This is a genomic window from Exiguobacterium sp. s28 (assembly GCF_018618135.1).
GTDB classification, from domain to species: domain Bacteria; phylum Bacillota; class Bacilli; order Exiguobacteriales; family Exiguobacteriaceae; genus Exiguobacterium; species Exiguobacterium mexicanum_A.
The window spans coordinates 105,837-128,140 of sequence record NZ_JACSLL010000002.1 but is presented as its reverse complement, the minus strand read 5'-3'; the positions used below and the strand labels follow the sequence as shown (position 1 = coordinate 128,140).

General features: G+C 54.7%; 20 protein-coding genes, 1 pseudogene and 1 riboswitch. Of the genes and pseudogenes, 19 read left to right on the top strand and 2 right to left on the bottom strand.

Annotated elements, in window-relative coordinates:
* Positions 1-356: 356 nt before the first annotated feature.
* On the bottom strand, positions 357-2,045 hold the full coding sequence (locus KNP78_RS03005) for an Rqc2 family fibronectin-binding protein (protein WP_214823258.1): 1,689 nt from the start codon (positions 2,043-2,045) through the stop codon (positions 357-359).
* A 131-nt stretch (positions 2,046-2,176) separates the two neighbouring features.
* Here KNP78_RS03005 and gmk point away from each other — a divergent pair, with 131 nt between their 5' ends.
* The 14 genes and pseudogenes from gmk (at position 2,177) to KNP78_RS02940 (ending at position 16,048) form a co-directional block, all read left to right on the top strand.
* Positions 2,177-2,824 carry a guanylate kinase gene (gene gmk, locus KNP78_RS03000; protein ID WP_052090097.1) on the top strand — a complete coding sequence of 216 codons (648 nt, stop codon included), beginning with the start codon at positions 2,177-2,179 and terminating at the stop codon, positions 2,822-2,824.
* Positions 2,824-3,033 carry a DNA-directed RNA polymerase subunit omega gene (gene rpoZ / locus KNP78_RS02995; protein WP_034777123.1) on the top strand — a complete coding sequence of 70 codons (210 nt, stop codon included), beginning with the start codon at positions 2,824-2,826 and terminating at the stop codon, positions 3,031-3,033. The genes gmk and rpoZ overlap by 1 nt, the downstream gene beginning before the upstream one ends.
* Positions 3,034-3,092: 59 nt before the next feature.
* Positions 3,093-4,283, top strand: coding sequence for a bifunctional phosphopantothenoylcysteine decarboxylase/phosphopantothenate--cysteine ligase CoaBC (gene coaBC / locus KNP78_RS02990; RefSeq protein WP_034777125.1), 1,191 nt, complete (start codon positions 3,093-3,095; stop codon positions 4,281-4,283).
* Positions 4,280-6,604 carry a primosomal protein N' gene (gene priA, locus KNP78_RS02985; protein WP_214823257.1) on the top strand — a complete coding sequence of 775 codons (2,325 nt, stop codon included), beginning with the start codon at positions 4,280-4,282 and terminating at the stop codon, positions 6,602-6,604. Before coaBC ends, priA begins: the two co-directional genes overlap by 4 nt.
* Before the next feature lie 11 nt (positions 6,605-6,615).
* A pseudogene (def, locus tag KNP78_RS15780) lies at positions 6,616-7,047 on the top strand (peptide deformylase); the annotation flags it as partial.
* 39 nt (positions 7,048-7,086) lie between these two features.
* The gene (fmt, locus tag KNP78_RS02980) at positions 7,087-8,001 is read left to right on the top strand and encodes a methionyl-tRNA formyltransferase (RefSeq protein WP_308162237.1); all 915 of its coding nucleotides are present in this window, start codon (positions 7,087-7,089) and stop codon (positions 7,999-8,001) included.
* A 1-nt stretch (position 8,002) separates the two neighbouring features.
* Positions 8,003-9,331: a 16S rRNA (cytosine(967)-C(5))-methyltransferase RsmB gene (gene rsmB / locus KNP78_RS02975; RefSeq protein WP_034777128.1), complete on the top strand. Its 1,329-nt coding sequence runs from the start codon at positions 8,003-8,005 to the stop codon at positions 9,329-9,331.
* A gap of 2 nt (positions 9,332-9,333) precedes the next feature.
* Positions 9,334-10,419 (top strand): dual-specificity RNA methyltransferase RlmN, encoded by a 1,086-nt coding sequence (gene rlmN, locus KNP78_RS02970; protein WP_034777130.1) that lies wholly within the window; start codon positions 9,334-9,336, stop codon positions 10,417-10,419.
* Between the two features lie 8 nt (positions 10,420-10,427).
* The gene (locus KNP78_RS02965; RefSeq protein WP_034777132.1) at positions 10,428-11,162 is read left to right on the top strand and encodes a Stp1/IreP family PP2C-type Ser/Thr phosphatase; all 735 of its coding nucleotides are present in this window, start codon (positions 10,428-10,430) and stop codon (positions 11,160-11,162) included.
* A gap of 5 nt (positions 11,163-11,167) precedes the next feature.
* Positions 11,168-13,105, top strand: a complete 1,938-nt coding sequence (pknB, locus tag KNP78_RS02960; RefSeq protein ID WP_214752682.1) for a Stk1 family PASTA domain-containing Ser/Thr kinase — start codon at positions 11,168-11,170, stop codon at positions 13,103-13,105.
* A 44-nt stretch (positions 13,106-13,149) separates the two neighbouring features.
* The gene (rsgA, locus tag KNP78_RS02955; protein WP_214752684.1) at positions 13,150-14,034 is read left to right on the top strand and encodes a ribosome small subunit-dependent GTPase A; all 885 of its coding nucleotides are present in this window, start codon (positions 13,150-13,152) and stop codon (positions 14,032-14,034) included.
* 1 nt (position 14,035) lies between these two features.
* The gene (gene rpe, locus KNP78_RS02950; protein WP_034777139.1) at positions 14,036-14,692 is read left to right on the top strand and encodes a ribulose-phosphate 3-epimerase; all 657 of its coding nucleotides are present in this window, start codon (positions 14,036-14,038) and stop codon (positions 14,690-14,692) included.
* A 19-nt stretch (positions 14,693-14,711) separates the two neighbouring features.
* A riboswitch (TPP riboswitch) is annotated at positions 14,712-14,812 on the top strand.
* Positions 14,813-14,888: 76 nt separating this feature from the next.
* The gene (gene thiT, locus KNP78_RS02945; RefSeq protein ID WP_034777141.1) at positions 14,889-15,461 is read left to right on the top strand and encodes an energy-coupled thiamine transporter ThiT; all 573 of its coding nucleotides are present in this window, start codon (positions 14,889-14,891) and stop codon (positions 15,459-15,461) included.
* Positions 15,461-16,048 (top strand): thiamine diphosphokinase, encoded by a 588-nt coding sequence (locus KNP78_RS02940; protein ID WP_214823255.1) that lies wholly within the window; start codon positions 15,461-15,463, stop codon positions 16,046-16,048. Before thiT ends, KNP78_RS02940 begins: the two co-directional genes overlap by 1 nt.
* A 58-nt stretch (positions 16,049-16,106) precedes the next feature.
* Here the strand turns inward: KNP78_RS02940 and rpmB are convergent, their stop codons facing one another.
* Positions 16,107-16,295, bottom strand: a complete 189-nt coding sequence (rpmB, locus tag KNP78_RS02935) for a 50S ribosomal protein L28 (RefSeq protein WP_015881349.1) — start codon at positions 16,293-16,295, stop codon at positions 16,107-16,109.
* A gap of 253 nt (positions 16,296-16,548) precedes the next feature.
* Here rpmB and KNP78_RS02930 point away from each other — a divergent pair, with 253 nt between their 5' ends.
* The 5 genes from KNP78_RS02930 to recG all read left to right on the top strand — a co-directional run bounded on the left by KNP78_RS02930 (position 16,549) and on the right by recG (position 22,259).
* The gene (locus tag KNP78_RS02930; RefSeq protein ID WP_016509701.1) at positions 16,549-16,911 is read left to right on the top strand and encodes an Asp23/Gls24 family envelope stress response protein; all 363 of its coding nucleotides are present in this window, start codon (positions 16,549-16,551) and stop codon (positions 16,909-16,911) included.
* A 22-nt stretch (positions 16,912-16,933) separates the two neighbouring features.
* Positions 16,934-18,616: a DAK2 domain-containing protein gene (locus tag KNP78_RS02925; RefSeq protein WP_034777143.1), complete on the top strand. Its 1,683-nt coding sequence runs from the start codon at positions 16,934-16,936 to the stop codon at positions 18,614-18,616.
* A gap of 63 nt (positions 18,617-18,679) precedes the next feature.
* The gene (sdaAB, locus tag KNP78_RS02920; RefSeq protein WP_034777144.1) at positions 18,680-19,342 is read left to right on the top strand and encodes an L-serine ammonia-lyase, iron-sulfur-dependent subunit beta; all 663 of its coding nucleotides are present in this window, start codon (positions 18,680-18,682) and stop codon (positions 19,340-19,342) included.
* 12 nt (positions 19,343-19,354) lie between these two features.
* The gene (gene sdaAA / locus KNP78_RS02915) at positions 19,355-20,242 is read left to right on the top strand and encodes an L-serine ammonia-lyase, iron-sulfur-dependent, subunit alpha (RefSeq protein ID WP_034777145.1); all 888 of its coding nucleotides are present in this window, start codon (positions 19,355-19,357) and stop codon (positions 20,240-20,242) included.
* Positions 20,229-22,259, top strand: a complete 2,031-nt coding sequence (gene recG, locus KNP78_RS02910; RefSeq protein WP_214823254.1) for an ATP-dependent DNA helicase RecG — start codon at positions 20,229-20,231, stop codon at positions 22,257-22,259. Before sdaAA ends, recG begins: the two co-directional genes overlap by 14 nt.
* Positions 22,260-22,304 lie beyond the last annotated feature (45 nt).

Sequence of the window (22,304 nt, the reverse complement as noted above, 5' to 3'; positions counted from 1 at the left end):
CTCGTCCTTTAGGCGCCTTCGCTTTCCACAGGCAATCCCGGAGCCGCATCGCGACTAGCGTCGCTGCTGGGTCTCCGTCGGATTGCTATCCTGTAGGAGTCTCCGGCGCCACGGACAAGCAATCTTTCATCTTTACGTATTAGAGGAAAAGCAAAAAGAAGCAGGACCAACCGATGCCCGGGCCGGCAGCCGAACTCCTAGGGGAGAGCGATGCAAGGATGACCCCGTAAAGTGCGGTACGCACTGCGGAGGCATCCGCATCGCCCCAGGAACGGAGGGTGCCGGCGAAGGCGATAGTAAGCATCGATTTCTATGCAAGTCACAAACAAGACCACGTCATGTGACGTGGCCTGTACTTACTGCTGGAGTGATTTAACGAGTCGCTCATCCGGCGTGACGTACACCGTCTGCTGATCAGTATAGATGACGAATCCAGGCTTGGCGCCGCTCGGCTTTTTCACATAGCGCGCTTTCGTGTAATCGACCGGCACACCGCTCGAGGCACGGGCCTTCGAGAAGTAGGCGGCGACTGTCGCGGCTTCGAGCAGCGTCGTCTCGTCGGGTTCGCTCGAACGGATGATGACATGGGATCCAGGAATGTCTTTCACGTGGAGCCAAATCTCGTCGCGACGTGCGAACTTGAACGTCAAATAATCGTTTTGCGTATTGTTCTTCCCGACGAAGAACTCTGTCCCCGTCGACGACGTATACGCTTCGAGCGAAATTTTCTTCGTCTGTTTCTTCTTTTGATTCCGTTGTTTCATATAGCCGCCTTCAGCCAATTCTTCTCGAATCTCGACGATATCGGCCGGTGAGGCGACATCGAGTTGGGCGACGAGCGTCTCTAAATACTGAATCTCGGCGTCGTTCAATTCGATTTGCTTTTGCACTTCGATTTTGGCGACTTTCAACTTGTTGTATTTCTTATAGTAAGCTTGTGCGTTTTCGTTTGGCGTCTTGAACGGATTGAGCGGGATGTCGATCATACCGCCTTCTTCGTCGTAGTAGTCGACGACGTGAGCGACGGTCATACCTTTCTCGAGTTGGAACAAGTACGTCGTCAACAGTTCACCGTATTTTTGGAGCTCATCGGACCGTTCCGTCGCCTTCAAGTCGTCGAGCAGACGCTTCCGCTTCAAGATGTTCTTCTCGAGCTCGGACTTGAGCAAACGTTCGACATCATGCGCCTGTTGTTTGACGCGGTCTCGGTTCGCTTTTTCATAGAAGAAGCGGTCGAGGACGTCTTTGCTCGTCTCGTAGCGTTCTTCGGCGGCAATCTCTCCTGACGTGAGCACGATCGGACTGAAACGTTCTTTTCCGGAAGCGAGCTGTTGGAAAACGAACGGTCCTTCGAGGTCGGCCATCACACCGATGAACGCCTCTTCGATGCTCGCCCGGTTCGGGAGTTTGGCCCGATGGACGATTTCTTGTGCAATCTGCGGGCTCAGGCCTGCGAAACTGGCGACAAGTTGTTTATCAAGTTTTCCTGAGTTCCAATCGATTCGCTTCAAGCCGGCCTCACGTTCTGTCAACGGGTCGCACTTGTCTTGGGCCGGCGGCAATAAATAATCGCTGCCCGGCATGATCGTCCGGTACGTGTTCTGTGACGGTGGCAAGTGCTTGATCGCGTCTAAAATTTTGCCGTCCTCGTTCGTCAACACGACGTTCGAGTGCCGTCCCATCAATTCGATATACACTTTCTTGTTCTCTTCGTCGCCGAGCTCGTTTCGTGAACGAATCGACAAGACGATGACACGGTCACGTCCGATTTGTTCGACCGCCGTGATGAAGCCACCTTCGATATGTTTGCGGAGCATCATGCAAAACATCGGGGGTTCTTGCGGGTTCTTGGTCGGATTATCCGTTAATTGGAGCCGCGCGTACATCGCGTTCGCCGAAACGAGCAATTGGACGCTTTGGCGGTTCGATCGGACTTGAATCATCAAGTCGAGGGAATACGGTTGGTGCACGCGATTGATTCGCCCTCCGACAAGAGCTTGTAATTCTGTTACAACACGATATGTCATTAATCCATCATATGCCACTAGTCTCATCACCTTTGTTCTTTTTCTGTCTCTACGTTATCAGATTCATGGAAAATATGGTACGATGAAGTAGGAAATCCGAACTTCTTCTTGCCGGAACAATTGATTGACTGCTATTATAATTAAATGTGATGTTAGAAGATGGAGGTCTTGCAGTGAATTTTAAAGAACGAGGATTATTAATCGTCTTGTCTGGCCCGAGTGGCGTCGGTAAAGGGACAGTGTGCCGCGTGCTCCGTGAGGAAGAGGACAACAACCTTCAATATTCGGTCTCGGCGACGACCCGGAAACCGCGTGAAGGGGAAGTGGAAGGCGTGCATTACTTCTTTAAGACGAGAGAACAATTTGAAGACATGATCGAGCACGATCAATTGCTCGAACACGCTGAATTTGTCGGCAACTATTATGGGACACCGGTCGAATGGGTTCGTGAGACACTCGAGAGCGGAAGAGACGTCATCCTTGAGATTGAAGTCCAAGGTGCTTTCCAAGTGAAAGAGCGTTTCCCGGAAGCGGTCTTTTTATTCTTGGCTCCGCCAAGCTTGCAAGAACTACGCAACCGCTTAGTCGGTCGAGGTACTGAATCGGAAGATGTGATCAAGCAACGCTTGCTCGTCGCCCGGGAAGAAATTGAATTGATGGATGCATACGATTACGTCGTTACGAATGATGAAGTGGACAAAGCGATTGATCGTATCAAAGCGATCGTGACGGCCGAACATTGTAAACGTGAACGTGTCGCATCTCTCTATAAAAAAGCCATGATGGAGGTCATTTAATGTTATACCCTTCGATTGATGCCTTACAACGTATCATCCCGTCGAAATACACGATCGTGACGGTGGCCGCGAAGCGGGCCCGCCAAATCCAGGACGGAAAAGCAGCGAAAATCGCCGTGCCAAAATCGTATAAGCCGGTCGGTCAAGCGCTAGAAGAAATATTCTCGGGTGACACGACAATCATCACGAACGAAAAAAACAACGGATGAATTGTGACCCAAGTCGGATGCGACTTGGGTCTCATTGTCTATAAGGGGGAGAAATGTGAATGTTGAACGATCGGAATATCTTGCTTTGTGTGAGCGGAGGGATTGCGGCGTATAAGGCGTGCGCGCTCACTTCGAAACTCGTCCAGGCCGGTGCGAACGTGCGCGTGGCGATGACGGCCTCAGCCGAGGAGTTCGTCGGGAAAGCGACGTTTCAGGCGCTCAGCCGCAATCCGGTATACACCGACGTGTTCGAGGAACACGACCCGACCAAAATCGCCCACATCGACGTCGTCGACACGAGTGATTTGATCGTCGTCGCACCTGCCACGGCGAACATGATCGCGAAACTCGCGGCCGGTATTGCCGATGACTTCATCACGACCTCGATTTTAGCGGCGAAATGCCCGGTCATCGTCTCACCGGCGATGAACGTCAATATGCTCGAACATCCAGCCACACGCCGCAATATCGAAACGCTCAAAACGTTCGGTTATCAAATCATCGAGCCCGGTGTCGGCAACCTTGCCTGCGGCTGGATCGGCGGGGGACGTCTGCCGGAACCGGAAGACCTCGTCCGGATTATCGAGAGCCAGTTCGTCCCGAAACATCTGCTCGGGAAGAAAGTATTGATCACGGCGGGGCCGACGGTCGAACGCATCGACCCGGTCCGTTTCTTATCGAACGACTCGTCAGGCAAGATGGGCGTCGCGCTCGCCGAGGCGGCCCGCGATATGGGTGCCTTCGTCACGCTCGTCCATGGTCCGCTGCAAGTACCGATTCCGGACGGTGTGACCGCCATCGCCGTCGAATCGGGGAAAGATATGCTCGAGACGGTGCTCGCACGTTTCGATGACCAAGATCTCGTCATCAAATCGGCAGCCGTCGCCGACTATCGTCCGAAGACGGTCCACACCGAGAAACACAAAAAAGTACACGGGCCGTTGACGATCGAGCTTGAAGAGACGACCGATATCTTGAAGACACTCGGTGAGAAGAAGACGCATCAGCTCCTCGTCGGTTTTGCGGCCGAGACGGAGAACCTCGAGCAACATGCACGCGATAAAATCGCCCGTAAGCGGGTCGACTACCTCGTCGCGAATGATGTGTCGCAGCCGGATATCGGCTTCCGCTCTGACGACAACGAGGTCATGTTGTTTCGGGCGGACGGGGCGCATGTCCGCTTGCCTCGTCAAAGCAAACGCGAGCTCGCTGTCGAGTTGCTCACCCACTTTAAGGAAGATTTACGATGATCGCCCACGTCCATGTCGACGCCCCGGTCATCACGATCGACCGTCCGTTCGATTATGAGGTCCCATCCCAGTTCGAGACATTGATCGAGCCGGGCATGCGCGTCTCGGTCCCGTTCGGCTCACGACGCCTGCTCGGGATCGTGACGGGTGTCTCGGAAGGGACGCGTGAAGGCTTGAAGCCACTTGAAGCCCTGTTAGATGAAGAATCATCTCTGACGGACGAGTTGCTCGACTTATCGACACACGTGAAAGAGACGACGCTCTGCTTCCGGTCGTCGGCGCTTCTTGCGATGCTGCCGGCGGCGCTGAAAGTGAGCTACGACAAAGAGATTAAAGGCGAGACGCTACCGGACGGCGTCCGGGCCGGTACCCATCTTTCCGAGTACCCGAAAGAGACGCAGTCCATCATCTTGGCGCTCGCCAAAAAAGGGGACATCTTGCTCGCGCCGGTGTTAAAAGAGAAACGGACGGTCAAGACGGACCTCGTCATCGAACTGATTGATGCGACTGTCATCCCGGCCCGTGCGAAGAAACAACAAGAAGCGATTGAGTTGCTAAAGGACGTACCGCGCATGTATTGGTCGTCGTTACGTCAAATCGGGCTATCGCGCGCCCAATTGCAAAAAATGGAGTCGCTCGGTGCCGTCAAAGTGACCGAGGTCGAACTGAATCGCGACCCGTATGCCACGATCGAACAGGTCGTTGAGACGGTCCAATTGAACGAGAGTCAAGCGACGGCCGTTCATGCCATCCGTGACGCGGAAGCCGGGGAGACGTTGCTCCTGCATGGGGTCACCGGCAGTGGGAAGACAGAAGTCTATCTCGAAGCGATCGGTCAAGTCGTCGATGAAGGCAAACAGGCGATTTTGCTCGTGCCGGAGATTTCGCTCACGCCGATGATGGTGAAACGGTTCAAGCGCCGTTTCGGCGACCGGGTCGCTGTGCTTCATAGCGCTTTGTCGCAAGGGGAAAAATATGATGAATGGCGGAAGATCAAGCGGCGTGAAGTCGATGTCGTCGTCGGGGCACGCTCGGCCATCTTCGCCCCGCTTGAGAACATCGGCCTGCTCATCTTAGATGAAGAGCATGAGACGACGTACAAGCAAGAAGAGAACCCGCGCTATCATGCGCGTGACGTTGCGATTTGGCGGGCCCGTTACCACGGTTGCCCGGTCGTCCTTGGTAGTGCGACCCCGTCACTCGAGTCTTACGCCCGCGCCCAAAAAGGCGTCTATCGCTATCTGCAACTCAGCGAACGGTACGGGGGCGAGATGCCGCCGGTCCATATTATCGATATGCGACGTGAACTCGCCAAAGGCAACACGACGATGTTCTCAGAAGATTTATTTGTCGCCATCAACGACCGCATCGCCAAAAAAGAACAGTGTGTCATCTTGCTCAACCGTCGTGGCTTCACGACGTTCGTCATGTGCCGCGACTGCGGGGAAGGACTCACTTGTCCGCACTGCGCCGTCAACTTGACGTATCACCAACACGGTGACCGGCTCAAATGCCACTACTGCGGCTATGAGATTGGGATGCCATCAAAATGTCCGACATGTGACAGCAAGAAAATCAAACAGTTCGGCACCGGCACGCAAAAGATCGAGACCGAGCTGTTGAACCGCATCCCCGAGGCGCGAATCATCCGGATGGACCAAGACACGACGTCCCGAAAAGGGTCACACGAGCAACTGTTGAAACGCTTCGAGGATGGAGAGGCCGACATTTTGCTCGGCACCCAAATGATCGCCAAAGGACTCGACTTCCCGAACGTCACGCTCGTCGGGGTGCTCGCGGCGGATGCGACACTCGGCATGCCCGATTTCCGGGCGACCGAGCGCACGTTCCAGCTCGTCACCCAAGTCGCGGGGCGGGCCGGTCGAGGAAGTCTACCAGGTGAGGCATACGTGCAGACGTACAATCCCGACCATTACGTCATCGAGACGGCGAGCGAGCACGACTATGAATCCTTTTTCGCTCGCGAGATGCAGTTGCGCCAAGTCGGTAACCATCCACCGTATTGGTACGTCACGCTCGTCACGTTCGCGGCCGAAAGTCCGCTCGTCGCCCAAGCCGAGGCCGAGCTGTTCGCCTCTGATTTCGTCGAGGCGCATGTGGCCCAGTCACGGCTGAACGGACCGATGCCGGCACCGTTGTCTAAACTAAAGAACTTGTTCCGCTATCAGTTGTTCATCAAAACGAAACATCCTGAGGCGCTATATCCGGTCCTCGCCGCGTTGCAACAGGCACGCGCGAAGGCGATCAGTAAAAAAGAGTATCAATTGAGTATCGACGTAAACCCATACGTATTCATGTGAGGTGGAACCAGATGTATAAAGTAGTAGAGATTCCAAATGAGATTTTACGGGTCACGTGTGATCCGGTGACGAAATTTGATAAAAAGTTGCGTCAGACGGTCGATCGACTGTTCGACACGATGTACGAATATGACGGCGTCGGCGTTGCCGCCCCGCAGGTCAACTTGAACCAACGGCTCGCCGTCGTCCATACGGATGATGAGACCGGCCCGCTCGTATTGATCAATCCAGAGATCATCGAGACGTCGGGAAGCGAGGTCGGCCTTGAAGGGTGCTTGAGCATCCCGGGAGAGTTCGGATTCGTCGAACGGCATGAGACGATCGTCGTCAAGACGCAAGACATGAAGGGCCGCTACCAACAAGTGAAGGCGAGCGGTTTCTTCGCCCGGGCGATTCAACATGAGATCGATCATCTCGACGGGGTGTTGTTCACGGACAAACTCGCCGTGCCGGAAAAAGGGACAGATCAACGCATCGTCTTCATGGGGACGCCAACGTTTGCCGTATCCGTACTTGAGCGCTTGCTCGAAGAAGGATACAATGTCGTAGGTGTCGTCTCGCAACCGGACAAGCCGGTCGGACGAAAACGCGAACTGAAACCGACGCCGGTGAAAGAGTGTGCCTTGCGCCACAACATCCCGGTGTTACAGCCTGAAAAGGTGCGCACCGATTATGCGGACATCTTGGCACTTGAACCGGACTTGATCGTGACGGCGGCGTACGGTCAAATTGTTCCGACCGAACTGTTAGAAGCGCCGAAACATGGAGCCATCAACGTCCATGCCTCGCTCTTGCCGAAACATCGGGGTGGTGCTCCAATCCATCAAGCCATCCTCGACGGGGACAAAGAGACGGGCGTCACGATCATGTACATGGTCGATAAGCTCGATGCCGGCGATATGATTGCCAACACGGTCGTACCAATCGAAGAATTGGACACGGTCGGTACGTTGTTCGACAAGCTCGCGGTCGCAGGGTCTGACTTGTTAATCAAGACGCTTCCTGCTTTCCTTGCTGGTTGGATTGAAGCCGTGCCGCAGGACGAGCGTGACGTCACGTTCGCACCGAACATTAGCCGGGAGCGGGAACAGATTGACTGGACCCGTTCCGGCACAGACATTTATAACCATATCAGAGGGATGAATCCGTTCCCGACGGCGTATACGACGATTGCGGGTGAACGGGTCAAACTGTTCTTCGGGTCGAAGACGTCAGGGACGGGTGAACCGGGAACGATTGTACGGCTTGAAGAGGATGGGTTTGTCGTCGCGACAGGTGACGCGGTCGCCATCAAAGTGATCGATTTGCAACCATCTGGTAAAAAACGAATGGACGGGGCCACATTTATGCGTGGGGCCGGCCAAAAGTTACAAGTCGGCGATCGACTAGGAGGATAATATGAACGTACGAGTTGCAGCGCTTGATACGCTAATCAAAATCGAACAAGGCGGCGCCTATTCGACGATTGCGGTCAACGACCTATTGAAACAAAAAAAATTAGCGACGAAAGACGTCGGCCTCTACACGGAGCTCGTCTACGGGACGCTCGGTCGGAAACGGACGCTCGATTATATTTTAGAGAAGCGGGTCCAAAACCCTAAAAAATTGGACAAATTTGTCTTGCCGCTCTTGCGGATGAGCGTCTATCAACTGTTTTATCTCGACAAGATCCCGGATCGGGCCGTGTTGCATGAAGCGGTTGAAATCGCGAAAAAACGGGGCCATTCGGGAACCGGCAAGTTCGTCAATGGCGTCTTGCGCAACGTCGTCCGGGATGGGTTCCCGGATTTGAGCACGCTGCCAGACGCTGAACGGATTGCCATCGAACATAGCCATCCTGATTGGCTCGTCGCCGAATGGGTGGAGACGTATGGTGTCGAAGCGACCGAGGCGATGTGTAAATTGAACAACGAACCCGCGCCGGTCACGGTCCGGGTCAACCGCCAACGTGTCACCGTTGACGAGATGATTGAACGGCTCGCTGAAGTCGATGTCGTCGCCACGCGGTCGGAATTATCAGCGGACGGGCTCGTCATCGAGTCCGGAAACGTTCACGCGACGGCGTTCATCGACATGGGCTTGTTGTCGATTCAAGATGAGAGCTCGATGATCGTCGCCGATGCGCTTCAAGCCGCGAAGACAGAACGCGTGCTCGACGCTTGTGCCGCCCCGGGCGGGAAAGCGATGCATACGGCCGAACGCATGGACGGCGGAACGCTCGTCGCGCTCGACTTGCATCCGCATAAAGCGAAGTTGATTGAACGACAAGCGAAGCGTCTGCATATCGATGGAGTGACCGCACTTGCCCTCGATGCCCGTCAGGCCGGTGACAAGTTTGAACCGGAGAGCTTCGATCGGATTTTGCTCGATGTCCCATGTTCAGGACTCGGCGTCATCCGCCGCAAGCCCGATATCAAATGGACAAAAGACAAATCTGCTCTCGCCGGACTGCCGAAAGTCCAGCGTGAAATCATCGACGCCGTCTTGCCACTCCTCAAACGAGGTGGTACGCTAGTGTACTCGACATGTACGATCGACCCGTCTGAGAATGAGCAGCAGGCCGATTACATTTTGTCGAACGGATTGACGTGGGATGAGACACTCCAGGACCGTCTTCCACAAGTATTGCGCCCGATGGTGTCATCGGACCGCGCTGAACTCAAATTACTCCCGACGACGTTCGGGACGGACGGTTTCTATATCGCCGCATTCAAGAAAGAGGTATAAACATGAATCCAAAAGCAGTTGAAAAAAATCCATTGGTCGGTGCCAAGCCGTCACTCTATTCCCTCACGTATTCAGAACTCGAACAGTGGCTCATCGAAGCAGGAGAAAAATCGTTCCGCGCGAAACAGTTATATGACTGGATGTACGTCAAGCGTGTGACATCGTTCGACGATATGACGAACGTCTCTAAACCGCTCCGCGAGAAATTAGACGCGGCGTTCCAATTGACGACGTTGAAAGAACTCGTCCGTCAAGAATCACAGGACGGCACGATCAAGTTCTTGTTCGAGCTTCAAGACGGTTATTCGATTGAGACGGTGCTCATGCGTCACGAGTACGGCAACTCGGTCTGTGTCACGACACAAGTCGGCTGCCGGATCGGCTGCACATTCTGTGCCTCGACACTCGGCGGTTTGAAACGTAACTTAGAAGCCGGTGAAATCACGGCGCAAGTCCTCGACGTCCAACGCGCGCTCGACGCGAGCGGAGAGCGAGTCGACTCGATCGTCGTCATGGGTATCGGCGAACCGTTCGATAACTACGACGAATTGATGCGCTTCTTGCGCACGGTCAACCACGATGACGGCTTGAACATCGGTTCACGCCATATTACGGTGTCGACGAGTGGGATCGTACCGAAGATTTACAAGTTCGCCGATGAAGGGATGCGCATCAACTTCGCCATTTCGCTTCACGCGCCGACGACAGAGATTCGGACTCGTCTCATGCCGATCAACCGTGCCTACAACTTGGATAAGTTGATGGAAGCCGTCAACTACTATACAGAGAAGAGTGGTCGCCGCATCACGTTCGAATACGGTTTATTCGGTGGTGTCAACGACACGGAAGAACACGCCCATCAGTTGGCGGACTTGTTGAAAGGCGTCAAATGTCACGTCAACTTGATTCCAGTCAACCACGTGCTCGAGCGCGACTACGTCCGCACACCACGTAAACAAATTTTTGCCTTTGAAAAAGTGCTCAAAGACCGAAAAGTGAACGTGACGATTCGTCGCGAACAAGGTTCGGATATCGATGCGGCTTGTGGGCAGCTTCGAGCGAAGGAGCGCGAACAAGAAACGAGGTAATCAGGAAGATGGAATTAGCATACCGAACCGACCGGGGGCAAGTGAGAGCGCAAAACGAGGATGCCGTCTTGATTTTAGGGGACGAGCACGCCGGGATCGCACTCGTGGCCGACGGTATGGGAGGGCATGAAGCCGGGGAGGTCGCGAGTCAGCTCGTCATCGAGCAGTTTCGTCGTGCCTTCCCGACGCTTCCGGCCTCACCGATGGAGATGGAGAATTGGTTTCGCCACAACGTGGAACTGGCCAATGAGCAAGTGCTCGACTTCTCGAAACAAGCGAACCTGCTCATGATGGGGACGACGATCGCCGGTGTCTGCTGGCACGACGAGACGATCGTCATCGTCCACGTCGGGGATAGTCGTGTGTATGCCTTGCGTGACGATAAACTTCAGCAGTTGACAGAAGACCATTCCTACGTGAACGTGTTGAAGCAGCTCGGGGAGTTGACCGAGGAAGAAATGCGCGTCCACCCGAAACGTAATATCATCACCCGTGCGATCGGCTCGAAAGAGCATGTCGAACCTGATCTGCAAGTGTTTGCCGAACCCGAGTTTGACACGATTTTAATCTGTACGGACGGCTTGACGACGCATTTGACCGATGACGAGATCAAGCAAGTCTTGGAACGCCCCGTCTCGGCGGATGTCAAGGCGGATCAATTGATCGATCGAGCCAACCGTTTGGGTGGGAGTGACAACATCACTGTTGCCCTCGTCCAGTTCACAGATAGAAAGAGAGGATGAATCCGATGCGAAGTGGAGAACGAATCAACGATCGTTATCGGATCGAACAGCAAATCGGCAGCGGCGGCATGGCAAATGTCTACCGGGCTCACGATGAGATTTTAAACCGAACCGTCGCCATCAAGGTGTTGCGATCTGAATTCTCGCATAATGAACAATTTATACGCCGGTTTGAACGAGAAGCCCATGCGGCGACGAGTCTGAACCATCCGAATATCGTCGCCATTTACGACGTCGGAGACGAACGCGACATCTATTACATCGTCATGGAACATGTCGACGGGATGACGCTGAAACAATATTTGCAAGAAGAGTACATATCTGTCGACGAGGCGCTTCGCATCATGGGACAGATTTGTGATGCGATCGACCATGCCCATGCGAATCGAATCATTCATCGGGACATCAAACCGCAAAACATGATGATTGATCAGAGCGGCAACGTCAAAGTGACGGACTTTGGGATTGCGGTGGCCATGTCGAACGCGACGCTGACCCATACGATGTCGGTCCTCGGGTCGGTCCACTACTTTTCCCCGGAGCAAGCGCGCGGAAAGTTCGCCGATGAGAAGTCAGATATTTATTCGCTCGGCGCCGTGCTCTATGAACTCGTGACCGGCCGGGTGCCGTTCATCGGCGAGACGCCGGTCGCCGTCGCGTTGCAGCATCTGCAAGACGACCCGATTCGACCGATGGATTTGAACCCGAACATCCCGCAAGCGCTCGAGAACTGTATTATGCAGGCGCTCGCGAAGTCACCGGGCGCACGTCATGCCTCGGTCGCCGCGTTTAAAAAGGATTGCATGACGTCACTTGATTCGGAACGTGCGAATGAACCGAAGCGGTCGAATGCTGAGCAAGATGCGTTTGATCAGACGCTCGTCATGGCGCCGGTCGTACCGGATGAGCCAAACGTCAAAGAGGCGCCGGAGCAACCGGTCGCAGCAAGTGAACCCGTGAAAGACAAACCGAAACGGAAGAAGAAGTGGTGGCTTTGGCTCTTGCTTGCGCTCCTGTTGATCGGTGGCGGGATTGGGGCTTACGTCATCGCTGACGAGATGTCCCGTGCCGTCGTGCCGGACGTCGTCGGCATGACGAGCGACGAGGCGACGACCGAGCTCGAAACGGCCGGTTTTGTCGTCGAGGCAACTGAACGGGCAAGTGACAACATCGCCGCTGGCGACGTCATCTCGCAGACACCGCAAGCCGGACGGAAGCCGAAACGTGGGACGACCGTGACGATTGTCGTCTCGGCCGGAAAAGAGACGGTCGAGATGCCGGATGTTGAAGGACTGTCCCAGTCGTCGGCCGAGCGGACGCTCAAAGATCTTGAGTTCACGGACATCGAGATTCAGTCGGAGGCATCCGAGACGGTCGATAGCGGGGATGTCATCTCCCAATCGATCGCCCCAGGCAACGAGGTCGTCCCATCTGAAGAGACGGTGACGCTCGTCGTCTCGACCGGCAGCAATAAAATCGAACTCGCCAACTTGGCGGGCTATACGTTCGAGGAAGCGACAACGTATGCCGAACAGAATAGCTTGAAAATCGTCAAACGTGATGAGTATTCAACGAGCGTTCCTGCGAATCAAATCATCCGTCAACTCCCGACGGCCGGTACGGCAGTCGACCCGGGGACGGAACTGACCGTCATCGTGTCACAAGGGGTAGAACCGACGGACGTCTCGATTGAACGGGAAGTCAACGTCGAAATCGAGCCGCCCGCTGAAGGCGAAGAAGCCGAGGCACTCGAAGTCGTCATTCGGACGGTCGACGCCCGTGGCGAAGTCGAGGTGTTGCGTGATAAGATAACGGAGACAACGACTTACTCGTATACGCTCGTCATCGCACCGGACGAAGTCGGAACCGCGACGATTGAAGTCGACGGCGAAGTCGTTCGCACGGATACGGTGACTTACGCACAAGCAAAAGATTCACAATGAAGAGGTGGCGTGCGCGTCGCCTCTTTTTCTAAGGAGGGAATGGAATGAAAGGTACGATTATTCGATTACAAGGCGGATTTTATGACGTCATGACGGAAGAAAAACAAGAGATCCGTTGTCGCGCCCGCGGCAATTTCCGCAACCGGAACATCTCGCCGGTCGTCGGTGACGATGTCGACATCCAAGACCAAGGGGATGGTACCGGTTATATATTGGCTGTTGACGAGCGGTCGAACCATCTCGTCCGCCCGCCGATTGCCAACATCGATCAAGCGTTCTTGTTATTCTCGGTAAAAGAGCCGGCGTTCTCGTTCCATCTGCTCGACCGTTTCCTCGTCTTGATCGAGTCGAAGCAAGTCCATCCGATTATCGTTTTGACGAAAATGGATTTGTTGACGGAGGCGGAACGGGAGAAGATTCACGAAGCAGCGGCTTTATATCGTTCCATCGGCTATGAGGTCATCGAGACATCGACCGAGGACGGGTCGGGGATCGAAAAAATCCGCGGGTCGTTTAAGGAGAAGACGAGTGTGTTCGCCGGACAGACCGGGGTCGGTAAGAGTTCGCTCTTGAACGCGGTCGCACCGGAACTAGAACTTGCAACCGGGAAGATCTCGAAATCACTTGGGCGCGGTAAGCACACGACGCGTCACGTCACGCTGATCACGCTCGCTGACGGGCTCGTGGCCGATACGCCTGGTTTCTCGAGCCTCGAGTTCCCAGAAGAACTCGAAGTCGAAGAGATGCGCTGGTGTTTCCCTGAGTTCGTCGAGCGGCATGATGACTGTAAATTCCGCGGTTGTGCCCATTTGAACGAACCAGGTTGTGCCGTCAAAGCGGCCGTCGAGGCGGGAGAAATCGCTTCCACCCGCTATGAGAATTATGTTACGTTTATGGCAGAGTTAAACGATAGACAACGGAGGTACTGACATGATTAAAATTGCACCATCGATTTTAGCGGCGGACTTCGCCAATTTAGAGGCAGAAGTGAAGGCGGTCCAAGAGGCCGGAGCGGATTACATCCATTTTGACGTCATGGACGGTCAATTCGTCCCGAACATCTCAATCGGCCTACCGGTGTTAGCGAGCTTACGGAAGAAGTCGGACATGGTGTTAGACGTCCATTTGATGATCGACCAGCCCGAACGGTTCGTCGAAGATTTCATCAAGGCCGGGGCGGATATCGTCACGGTTCACGTTGAAGCGACGAATCATTTGCATCGCGTGTTGCAACAAATCAAAGCGGCCGGCGCCAAGTGTGGTGTCGTCTTGAATCCGCATACGCCGCTGTCATCGATTGAACACGTGCTCGGTGACGTCGACATGGTGCTCCTCATGACGGTGAACCCTGGCTTTGGGGGCCAGGCATTCATCGAATCGGTCGTCCCGAAAATCGCGGCGCTGAGCGAGATGCGCCAAGCGCGTCGTCTCGACTTTGAAATCGAGATTGACGGCGGTGTCAACGCAGAGACGGCGAAATTATGCATCGACGCTGGAGCTGATGTGCTCGTGGCTGGTTCAGCCATCTATAACGAGCCGAGCTATAAAGACGCAATCGATAGCATTCGTCACGCATCTCGTGTATAATCGTCGATAGAACAACAAATATTGTCGCAAGGGGTGTCACATTCTGTGGCTGAGAGGCATTTGCTAACCCTTTGAACCTGTTCCGTTCACACGGACGTAGGGATGTGGCGAAAATGCACGTTGCTACTCGATAGCAGCATGGCGTTTACGTCATGCTGCTTTTTGTCGTTCGCTCATATAATAAGGAGGGAATAAGATGAAACAACGTTTAAAACTACAGGCGCTCATTGAAATCTCATTGTTCGCCGCACTCGGCTTGATCTTTGATTTGCTCATCCCGTTCCGGATGCCGCAGGGCGGATCGATCAGCCTGGCGATGTTGCCGATCTTTGTGATGGCGTACCGCCATGGATTAAAAGGCGGACTGGCGACAGGAGCGCTCGTCGGAACGCTGCAACTGCTGTTCGGGGCTTACATCTTCACACCGGTCCAGTTCCTGCTCGACTACACGTTCGCTTACGGTGTCGTCGGGATGGCCGGACTGTTCGCTGGTCAAGTGAAACGGGCCGCCAAGGACGAGGCGAAAAAGACGCTCGTCGTCTACTTGGTGCTCGGGGCGCTCCTCGGTTCACTGCTTCGCTACGGCGCCCACGTCTTATCAGGGATCGTGTTCTTCGCCGAGTACGCGGAAGGGCCGGTCGTCGCCTATTCGTTCGCTTATAACATGACGTATATGTTGCCGTCCTTCCTCGTGTCGGCCGTCGTCCTCGTTCTCTTGTTCGTCTCGGCACCACGTTTCGCCACGCTCGCGACCCGGGGTCTCCGCTAATGCGGGTGTTGATTGTGGCGGCCAGCCCGGAACCAATCTCGGGACTCCCGCGTGACGTCGATTACATCATCGGCGTCGACGGGGGGTACGAGACACTGTTGAACCAAGGGCTGAACCCGGATCTCGTCGTCGGCGATTTCGATTCCTTCACGGGCGAAGTGCCGATTGACGCCGTCCGTTACCCATCTGAAAAAGACGTGACCGACCTCGAGATTGCGCTCGAGGCGGCCCGTGGACACGGGGCGACGGAGATGCTTGTGTACGGCGCTCTCGGTGGACGCCTCGACATGACGCTCGGCAATATTGGGCTGCTCGAGGCATATCCAGAGATGCGTTTGTTCACGGCCGGGCAAACCGTTCGTCTTGTTGGAGCTGGGCGTCACGAGCTCCCACGTCAAGCCGATCATTATTTGTCGCTCCTCCCGTGGAAGCGGGCGAACGTGTCAATCCGCGGCGTCAAATATCCGCTCGATCGTCACGATGTCGTCAGCCATGAGGCGCTCACGATCTCGAACGAGTGGGCCGGTGAGGCGGCGGACTTGATCGTGCACGAAGGAAAGGTGCTCGTGCTGTATATCAAAAAATGAACACAAAAAAATCCCATCGGCGAATGCCGCTGGGATTTATTTCGTTCGTGTATAAAAATTATACGCGTTCAACGAGACCTGATTTAAGAGCGCGAGCTGAAACCCAAACTCGTTTAGGTTTACCGTCAACGAGAATACGAACTTTTTGTACGTTTACACCCCAAGTGCGTTTTGTCTTGTTGAGTGCGTGCGAACGGTTGTTACCTGATTTAGGTGATTTACCTGTTACGTAGCATTTACGTGCCATGCGTTTCCCCTCCTTTTTTATGTGGGTTCGTCCTAATAGACACTCGTTTATATTAGCACGGGTTTTTTCACGATGCAACTAGAAAATCATAGGATGACAAGAAAAAAACTTGACATTACTGGAAAGGATTTTAATAATGAATGAGGGTTACGGCTACAATTGACCGAGTTTATGGAGCAGGTTCTTTTAATAACTAGGTACTTATTGTAGAATGTAGTGAAGGAATCATTCCGAATGAAGGAGGCTACTCCATATGGCAATTGAAATGAAGACAACATATGGCAATATTGACATCACGAACGACGTGGTCGCAACACTCGCAGGCGGTGCGGCGATGGAATGTTTCGGCGTTGTGGGAATGGCGTCTCAAGCTCAATTGAAAGACGGGATTGCAGAACTATTGAAGCGTGAAAACTACGCCCGAGGCGTGGTCGTACGTCAAGATGGAGAAGACGTACATATCGACATGCACATCATTGTGAGCTACGGGACGAAAGTGTCGGAAGTCGCATATAACGTGCAAAGCCGTGTAAAATACACGCTCGGTGAAACTTTAGGATTAAACGTTTCGTCGGTAAACATATTCGTACAAGGCGTTCGTCTGACGAATGACTGACGAGAACGAAGGAGGATTTGGTGTGGGTTTAAAACGTTTAGATGGATTGGTGTTCGCGAACATGGTCGCGAACGGTGCAGCCAACTTGAGCCAGAATGCGGATTATGTAGATTCGCTTAACGTCTTCCCGGTGCCGGATGGCGACACGGGGACGAACATGAATTTGACGATGACATCGGGTGCGAAGGAAGTGGCCGCACTCAACACGGCAAATATCGCTGACGTCTCATCGAAGTTTGCACGTGGTCTCTTGATGGGGGCACGCGGGAACTCCGGTGTTATTTTAAGCCAATTGTTCCGTGGCTTCGGTAAAGCGATCGAAGGAAAGACCGAAGTGTCGACAGTCGATTTCGCTGAGGCATTGAAACGTGGTGTCGACACGGCATACAAGGCGGTTATGAAACCGGTTGAAGGAACGATTTTGACGGTTGCTCGTGAAGCGGCCGACGAAGCGCTCCGTGCTTCAGAGTCGACGAGCGACTTCAACGAGTTCATGGAACGTGTGATCGTGGAAGCGAAAGCTTCACTCGAGCGGACGCCGGACTTATTGCCGGTCTTGAAAGAAGTCGGCGTCGTCGATTCGGGCGGCCAAGGCTTGCTCGTTATTTATGAAGGGTTCCTTGCGAGCCTCGAAGGAAAAGAGCTCGAGAAGCCACATGCACCGGTCATGGATGCGCTCATCGAAGCCGAACATCATGCCCACGCCGCGCAAGGATTCATGTCGACCGAAGACATCGAGTTCGGTTATTGCACGGAAATCATGGTTCGTTTCCAAGATGCGAAGTTGAAGGATGCCCCGTTCAACGAGGACGCGTTCCGCAACGAACTGTCTGAACTCGGGGACTCACTCCTCGTCGTCGCAGATGAAGAGTTGCTTAAAGTTCACGTTCACGTCGAGACGCCAGGCGACGTCATCACGAAAGGACAGCGTTACGGTGAACTCGTCGCTGTCAAAATCGAGAATATGCGTCAACAGCACTCGACCATCTTAGAAGAAGAGCACGGCGCGAACCAACATGGCGTCCAACCGACGGCTCCGAAGGCGAAAGCACCGTATGCGATCGTCACGGTCGCCATGGGTGAAGGCGTCAGCGACTTGTTCCGTTCACTCGGTGCGGCTCACGTCATCGAAGGCGGTCAGACGATGAACCCGTCGACGGAAGATATCGTCAAGGCGATCGAAGCGGCCAACGCGGACCATGTCTTCATCTTCCCGAACAACTCGAACATCATCATGGCTGCCGAACAAGCGGCATCGGTCGCACCTTGCGGCGTCTCGGTCATTCCGACGAAGACGGTGCCACAAGGACTTGCGGCAGCGATCGCGTTCAACCCGGAAGCCGATGTGGAGACGAACGAAAGCGTCATGAAGACGGCGGCTAGTACCGTCAAGTCTGGTCAAGTGACGTATGCGGTTCGTGATACGAGCATCGACGGTGTCGAGATTCGTAAAGACGACCACATGGCGATCGCCGAGAAGAAAATCGTCGCCTCATCGGCCTCGAGCCTCGAAGCGGCGAAGAAATTAGTCGACGCCCTCGTCGATGCCGACGACGAGATCATCACGATCCTGACGGGCGAAGGTTCGTCAGCAGAAGACGTGGAGGCACTCTCGGCGTACATCGAGTCGAAGAACGACGAGATCGAAATCGAGGTTCATGACGGGAAACAACCGCTCTACTCCTACATTTTTAGTGTGGAATAAGCTGTAACTCAGCCCTACCTTCTGTATAATGAAGGTAGGGTTTTTTTGAAAGGGGGAAATGCGATGAAATATCGCAGTGTGTTTGATATCATCGGACCGGTCATGGTCGGTCCATCGAGTTCGCATACGGCGGGCGCCGCCCGCATCGGTCTCATGGCCGGAAAACTGTTCGGGCGGACGCCACGGCTCGCGCACATCACGTTTTATGGGTCGTTCGCCGATACGTATCGGGGACACGGGACCGATGTGGCCATCGTCGGTGGCATCATGGGCTTCGATACGTTCGACTTACGGATCCCGCAAGCGCTCGATCTCGCGAAAGAACGTGGCATCGAGGTCGTCTTTGAGACGAGCGATGCGCTGACGGATCATCCGAACACGGCCCGCGTCCGCCTAGAAGACGAGGACGGCACGTTTGAGATCGTCGGGATTTCAATCGGCGGCGGGACGATCGAGATCACCGAGTTGAACGGATTCCCGCTCAAATTGTCGGGCGGCGGGCCGGCACTCGTCGTCTTGCACCACGATCGCTTCGGGGCGATCGCGGCCGTGACGGGGATTTTGGCCAGACACGAGCTGAACATCGGCCATATGGAAGTGAGCCGTCATGAGAAAGGCAAGCAAGCGCTCATGGCGATCGAGATTGATGATCATTTGTCAAAAGACGTGTTAGCGGAAATCGAGCGGTTACCTCAAATCGAGCGGGTAGCCATCTTTGGGGAATAAGGAGACACCAATATGTTTAAATCAGTAGAAGAATTAGTCAGAACGGCAACAGAGCGGGGCATCCCGATCTCAGAAGTGATGATCGAGCAAGAAGTGCACGTCAGACGCTCGACGCGTGAAGACGTCGTCGGCATGATGGAACGCAACCTCGAGGTGATGGAAGAGGCGGTTGCGCGGGCACTCGAAGGCGTGACGTCCGTGACGGGGTTGACGGGGAATGACGCCGTGCTCATGACCGACTATATCCGCTCGGGCAAGTCGCTCGCTGGGGATTTGATTTTAGACGCGGTCGCCAAAGCGATCGGGACGAATGAAGTCAACGCGGCGATGGGACGCATCTGTGCAACCCCGACGGCCGGTAGCGCCGGTGTCGTACCGGGTACGTTGTTTGCGGTCAAAGAACGTCTGGAGATGGACCGCGAGGCAATGGTCCGGTACTTGTTCACGTCTGGTGCGTTCGGGTTCGTCGTGGCCAACAACGCCTCGATTTCAGGGGCGGCCGGTGGTTGTCAGGCGGAAGTCGGTTCGGCGACCGGAATGGCCGCGGCGGCCATCGTCGAAGCAGCCGGTGGGACGCCGGAACAATCGGCGACGGCGTTTGCGATCGCCTTGAAAAACATGCTCGGTCTCGTCTGTGACCCGGTGGCGGGTCTCGTCGAAGTGCCGTGTGTCAAACGGAACGCCATGGGTGGAGCGAACGCGATTGTCGCGGCCGATATGGCCCTCGCTGGTATCACGTCTCGCATCCCTTGTGACGAGGTCATCTCGGCGATGCATGAGATCGGCCAGATGATGCCGACCGCGTTGAAAGAGACAGCCCGCGGCGGACTTGCCAATACGCCGACGGCCCGCCGTCTCGAACGAAACATCTTTGGAGAGAAAGAAAATGTCGAGAAGTGAGGCGCTGACGACGCTCAAAGGGGTCGGGCCAGAGATGGCCAAAAAATTAGAGACGATGGGTCTCGAACGAATCGAGGACGTGCTGGAGCACGTCCCGTTTCGTTATGAAAATTATAATAGCGGCACGGTGACGACGGCCATCCACGGCGATCTCGTCAAATGGAGCGGTACCGTCCAAGCGGAACCGCTCGTCCGTTATTACAGTAAAGGCAAGAACCGGCTCCAATTTCGGCTATTGCTCGAGGAACGCTACGTCGTCCACGTGACGATGTTCAACCGGGCGTTCTATAAAGACAAGCTCACGCTCGGCGCCACCGTGACGGTCAAAGGGAAATGGGACATGAACCGGATGACGATCAGCGCGACCGACCTCGAGTTCGGTGAACTGTCGGACGGGCTGCAACCGATTTATTCGCTTCGGGCCGGGTTGACCCAGAAGAACTTCAGCCGGATCGTCAAGCTTGCGTTTGAACAGACGACCTCGTTCGAGGACCGCCTGCCGGAATTGATTCGGCAACGCTATCGTCTCGAGGACCGGGAGGCGATGTTAAAAGGGATGCATTTCCCTGATTCGGTCGAGACGTACAAACAGGCACGCCGCAGTTACGTCTATGAAGAATGTCTGCTCTATCAATTGAAGCTTCAGGCGTTCCGGAAGATGGAACGGTCGGGTAAAGGCCGTGCCCTCACGCTCGATAAGCCTCAATTGAACGAATTCGTCAAACAACTTGCGTTTCCGTTGACCGGGGCGCAGACGCGTGTCATCCGGGAAATCGTCGGGGATTTAGAAGTGCCAGAACGAATGAATCGGTTGCTACAAGGGGATGTCGGGAGCGGAAAGACAGTCGTTGCCGCGATCGCCTTGTATGCGACGGTGAGCGCCGGCTATCAAGGGGCGCTCATGGTCCCGACCGAAATTTTGGCTGAACAGCATCTCGCCTCGCTTCAAGCGCTGTTTGAGCCGTACGGGATTCGAGTCGGTTTATTGACGAGTTCGGTCAAAGGCAAGGCCCGTACTGAGTTGCTTCAGGCCATCAAAGCGGGGGACGTCGATATCATCGTCGGGACGCACGCCTTGATCCAAGGGCCGGTCGAGTTCTCGCGCCTACATTTAGCCATCACCGACGAGCAACACCGGTTCGGAGTCGAACAGCGCAAGATGCTCCGTGACAAGGCGGAGCTCGCCGACGTGCTCTATATGACGGCGACACCGATTCCACGGACGCTCGCTATCAGTGCTTTCGGCGAGATGGACGTTTCGACGATCGATGAGATGCCGGCCGGCCGGAAACCGATCGAGACGTATTGGGCCAAGACCGACCAAATCGATCGGGTCCACGCGATGGTCGACCGTGAACTGACGCTTGGACGCCAAGCTTACGTGATTGCCCCGCTCATCGAGGAATCGGACACGCTCGAGGTCGAGAGTGCGACTGCGCTCTACGAAGTGTTGCGGGAACGTTTCCCAAACTACGCGGTCGGTCTCATGCACGGAAAACTGTCGAGCACCGAGAAAGATGACGTGATGAAGGCGTTCGCCAGCAATGCCCTCCAAATCCTCGTCTCGACGACGGTTGTCGAGGTCGGCGTGAACGTGCCGAACGCCTCGCTGATCATCATCCATGATGCGGAGCGGTTCGGCTTGGCGCAACTACACCAGTTGCGCGGACGCGTCGGTCGAGGCGCCGACCAATCTTATTGTATATTGGTAGGGGACCCGAAGTCCGATGTCGGCAAACTTCGTTTGAAAACGATGACGGAGACGAACGATGGATTCGTCTTGGCCGAGAAAGACTTGGAATTGCGCGGGGCCGGTGATTTCTTTGGGACGGCCCAGAGCGGTCTTCCGAGCTTCCGCGTCGCCGATCCCGTACTTGATTTAAAAGTGATGGAAGTGGCGATGCAAGACGCGGTTCGTCTGCTCGGGAGCGAGGCGTTTTGGAACGAGGCGACGTATGCCCCGCTCCGACACTATTTGAAACGACTCGACTTACTCGTCGGAGAACGATTGGAATGACAAACAACACTTGAAAATAAAATCTAAAGAATATATACTGCTATT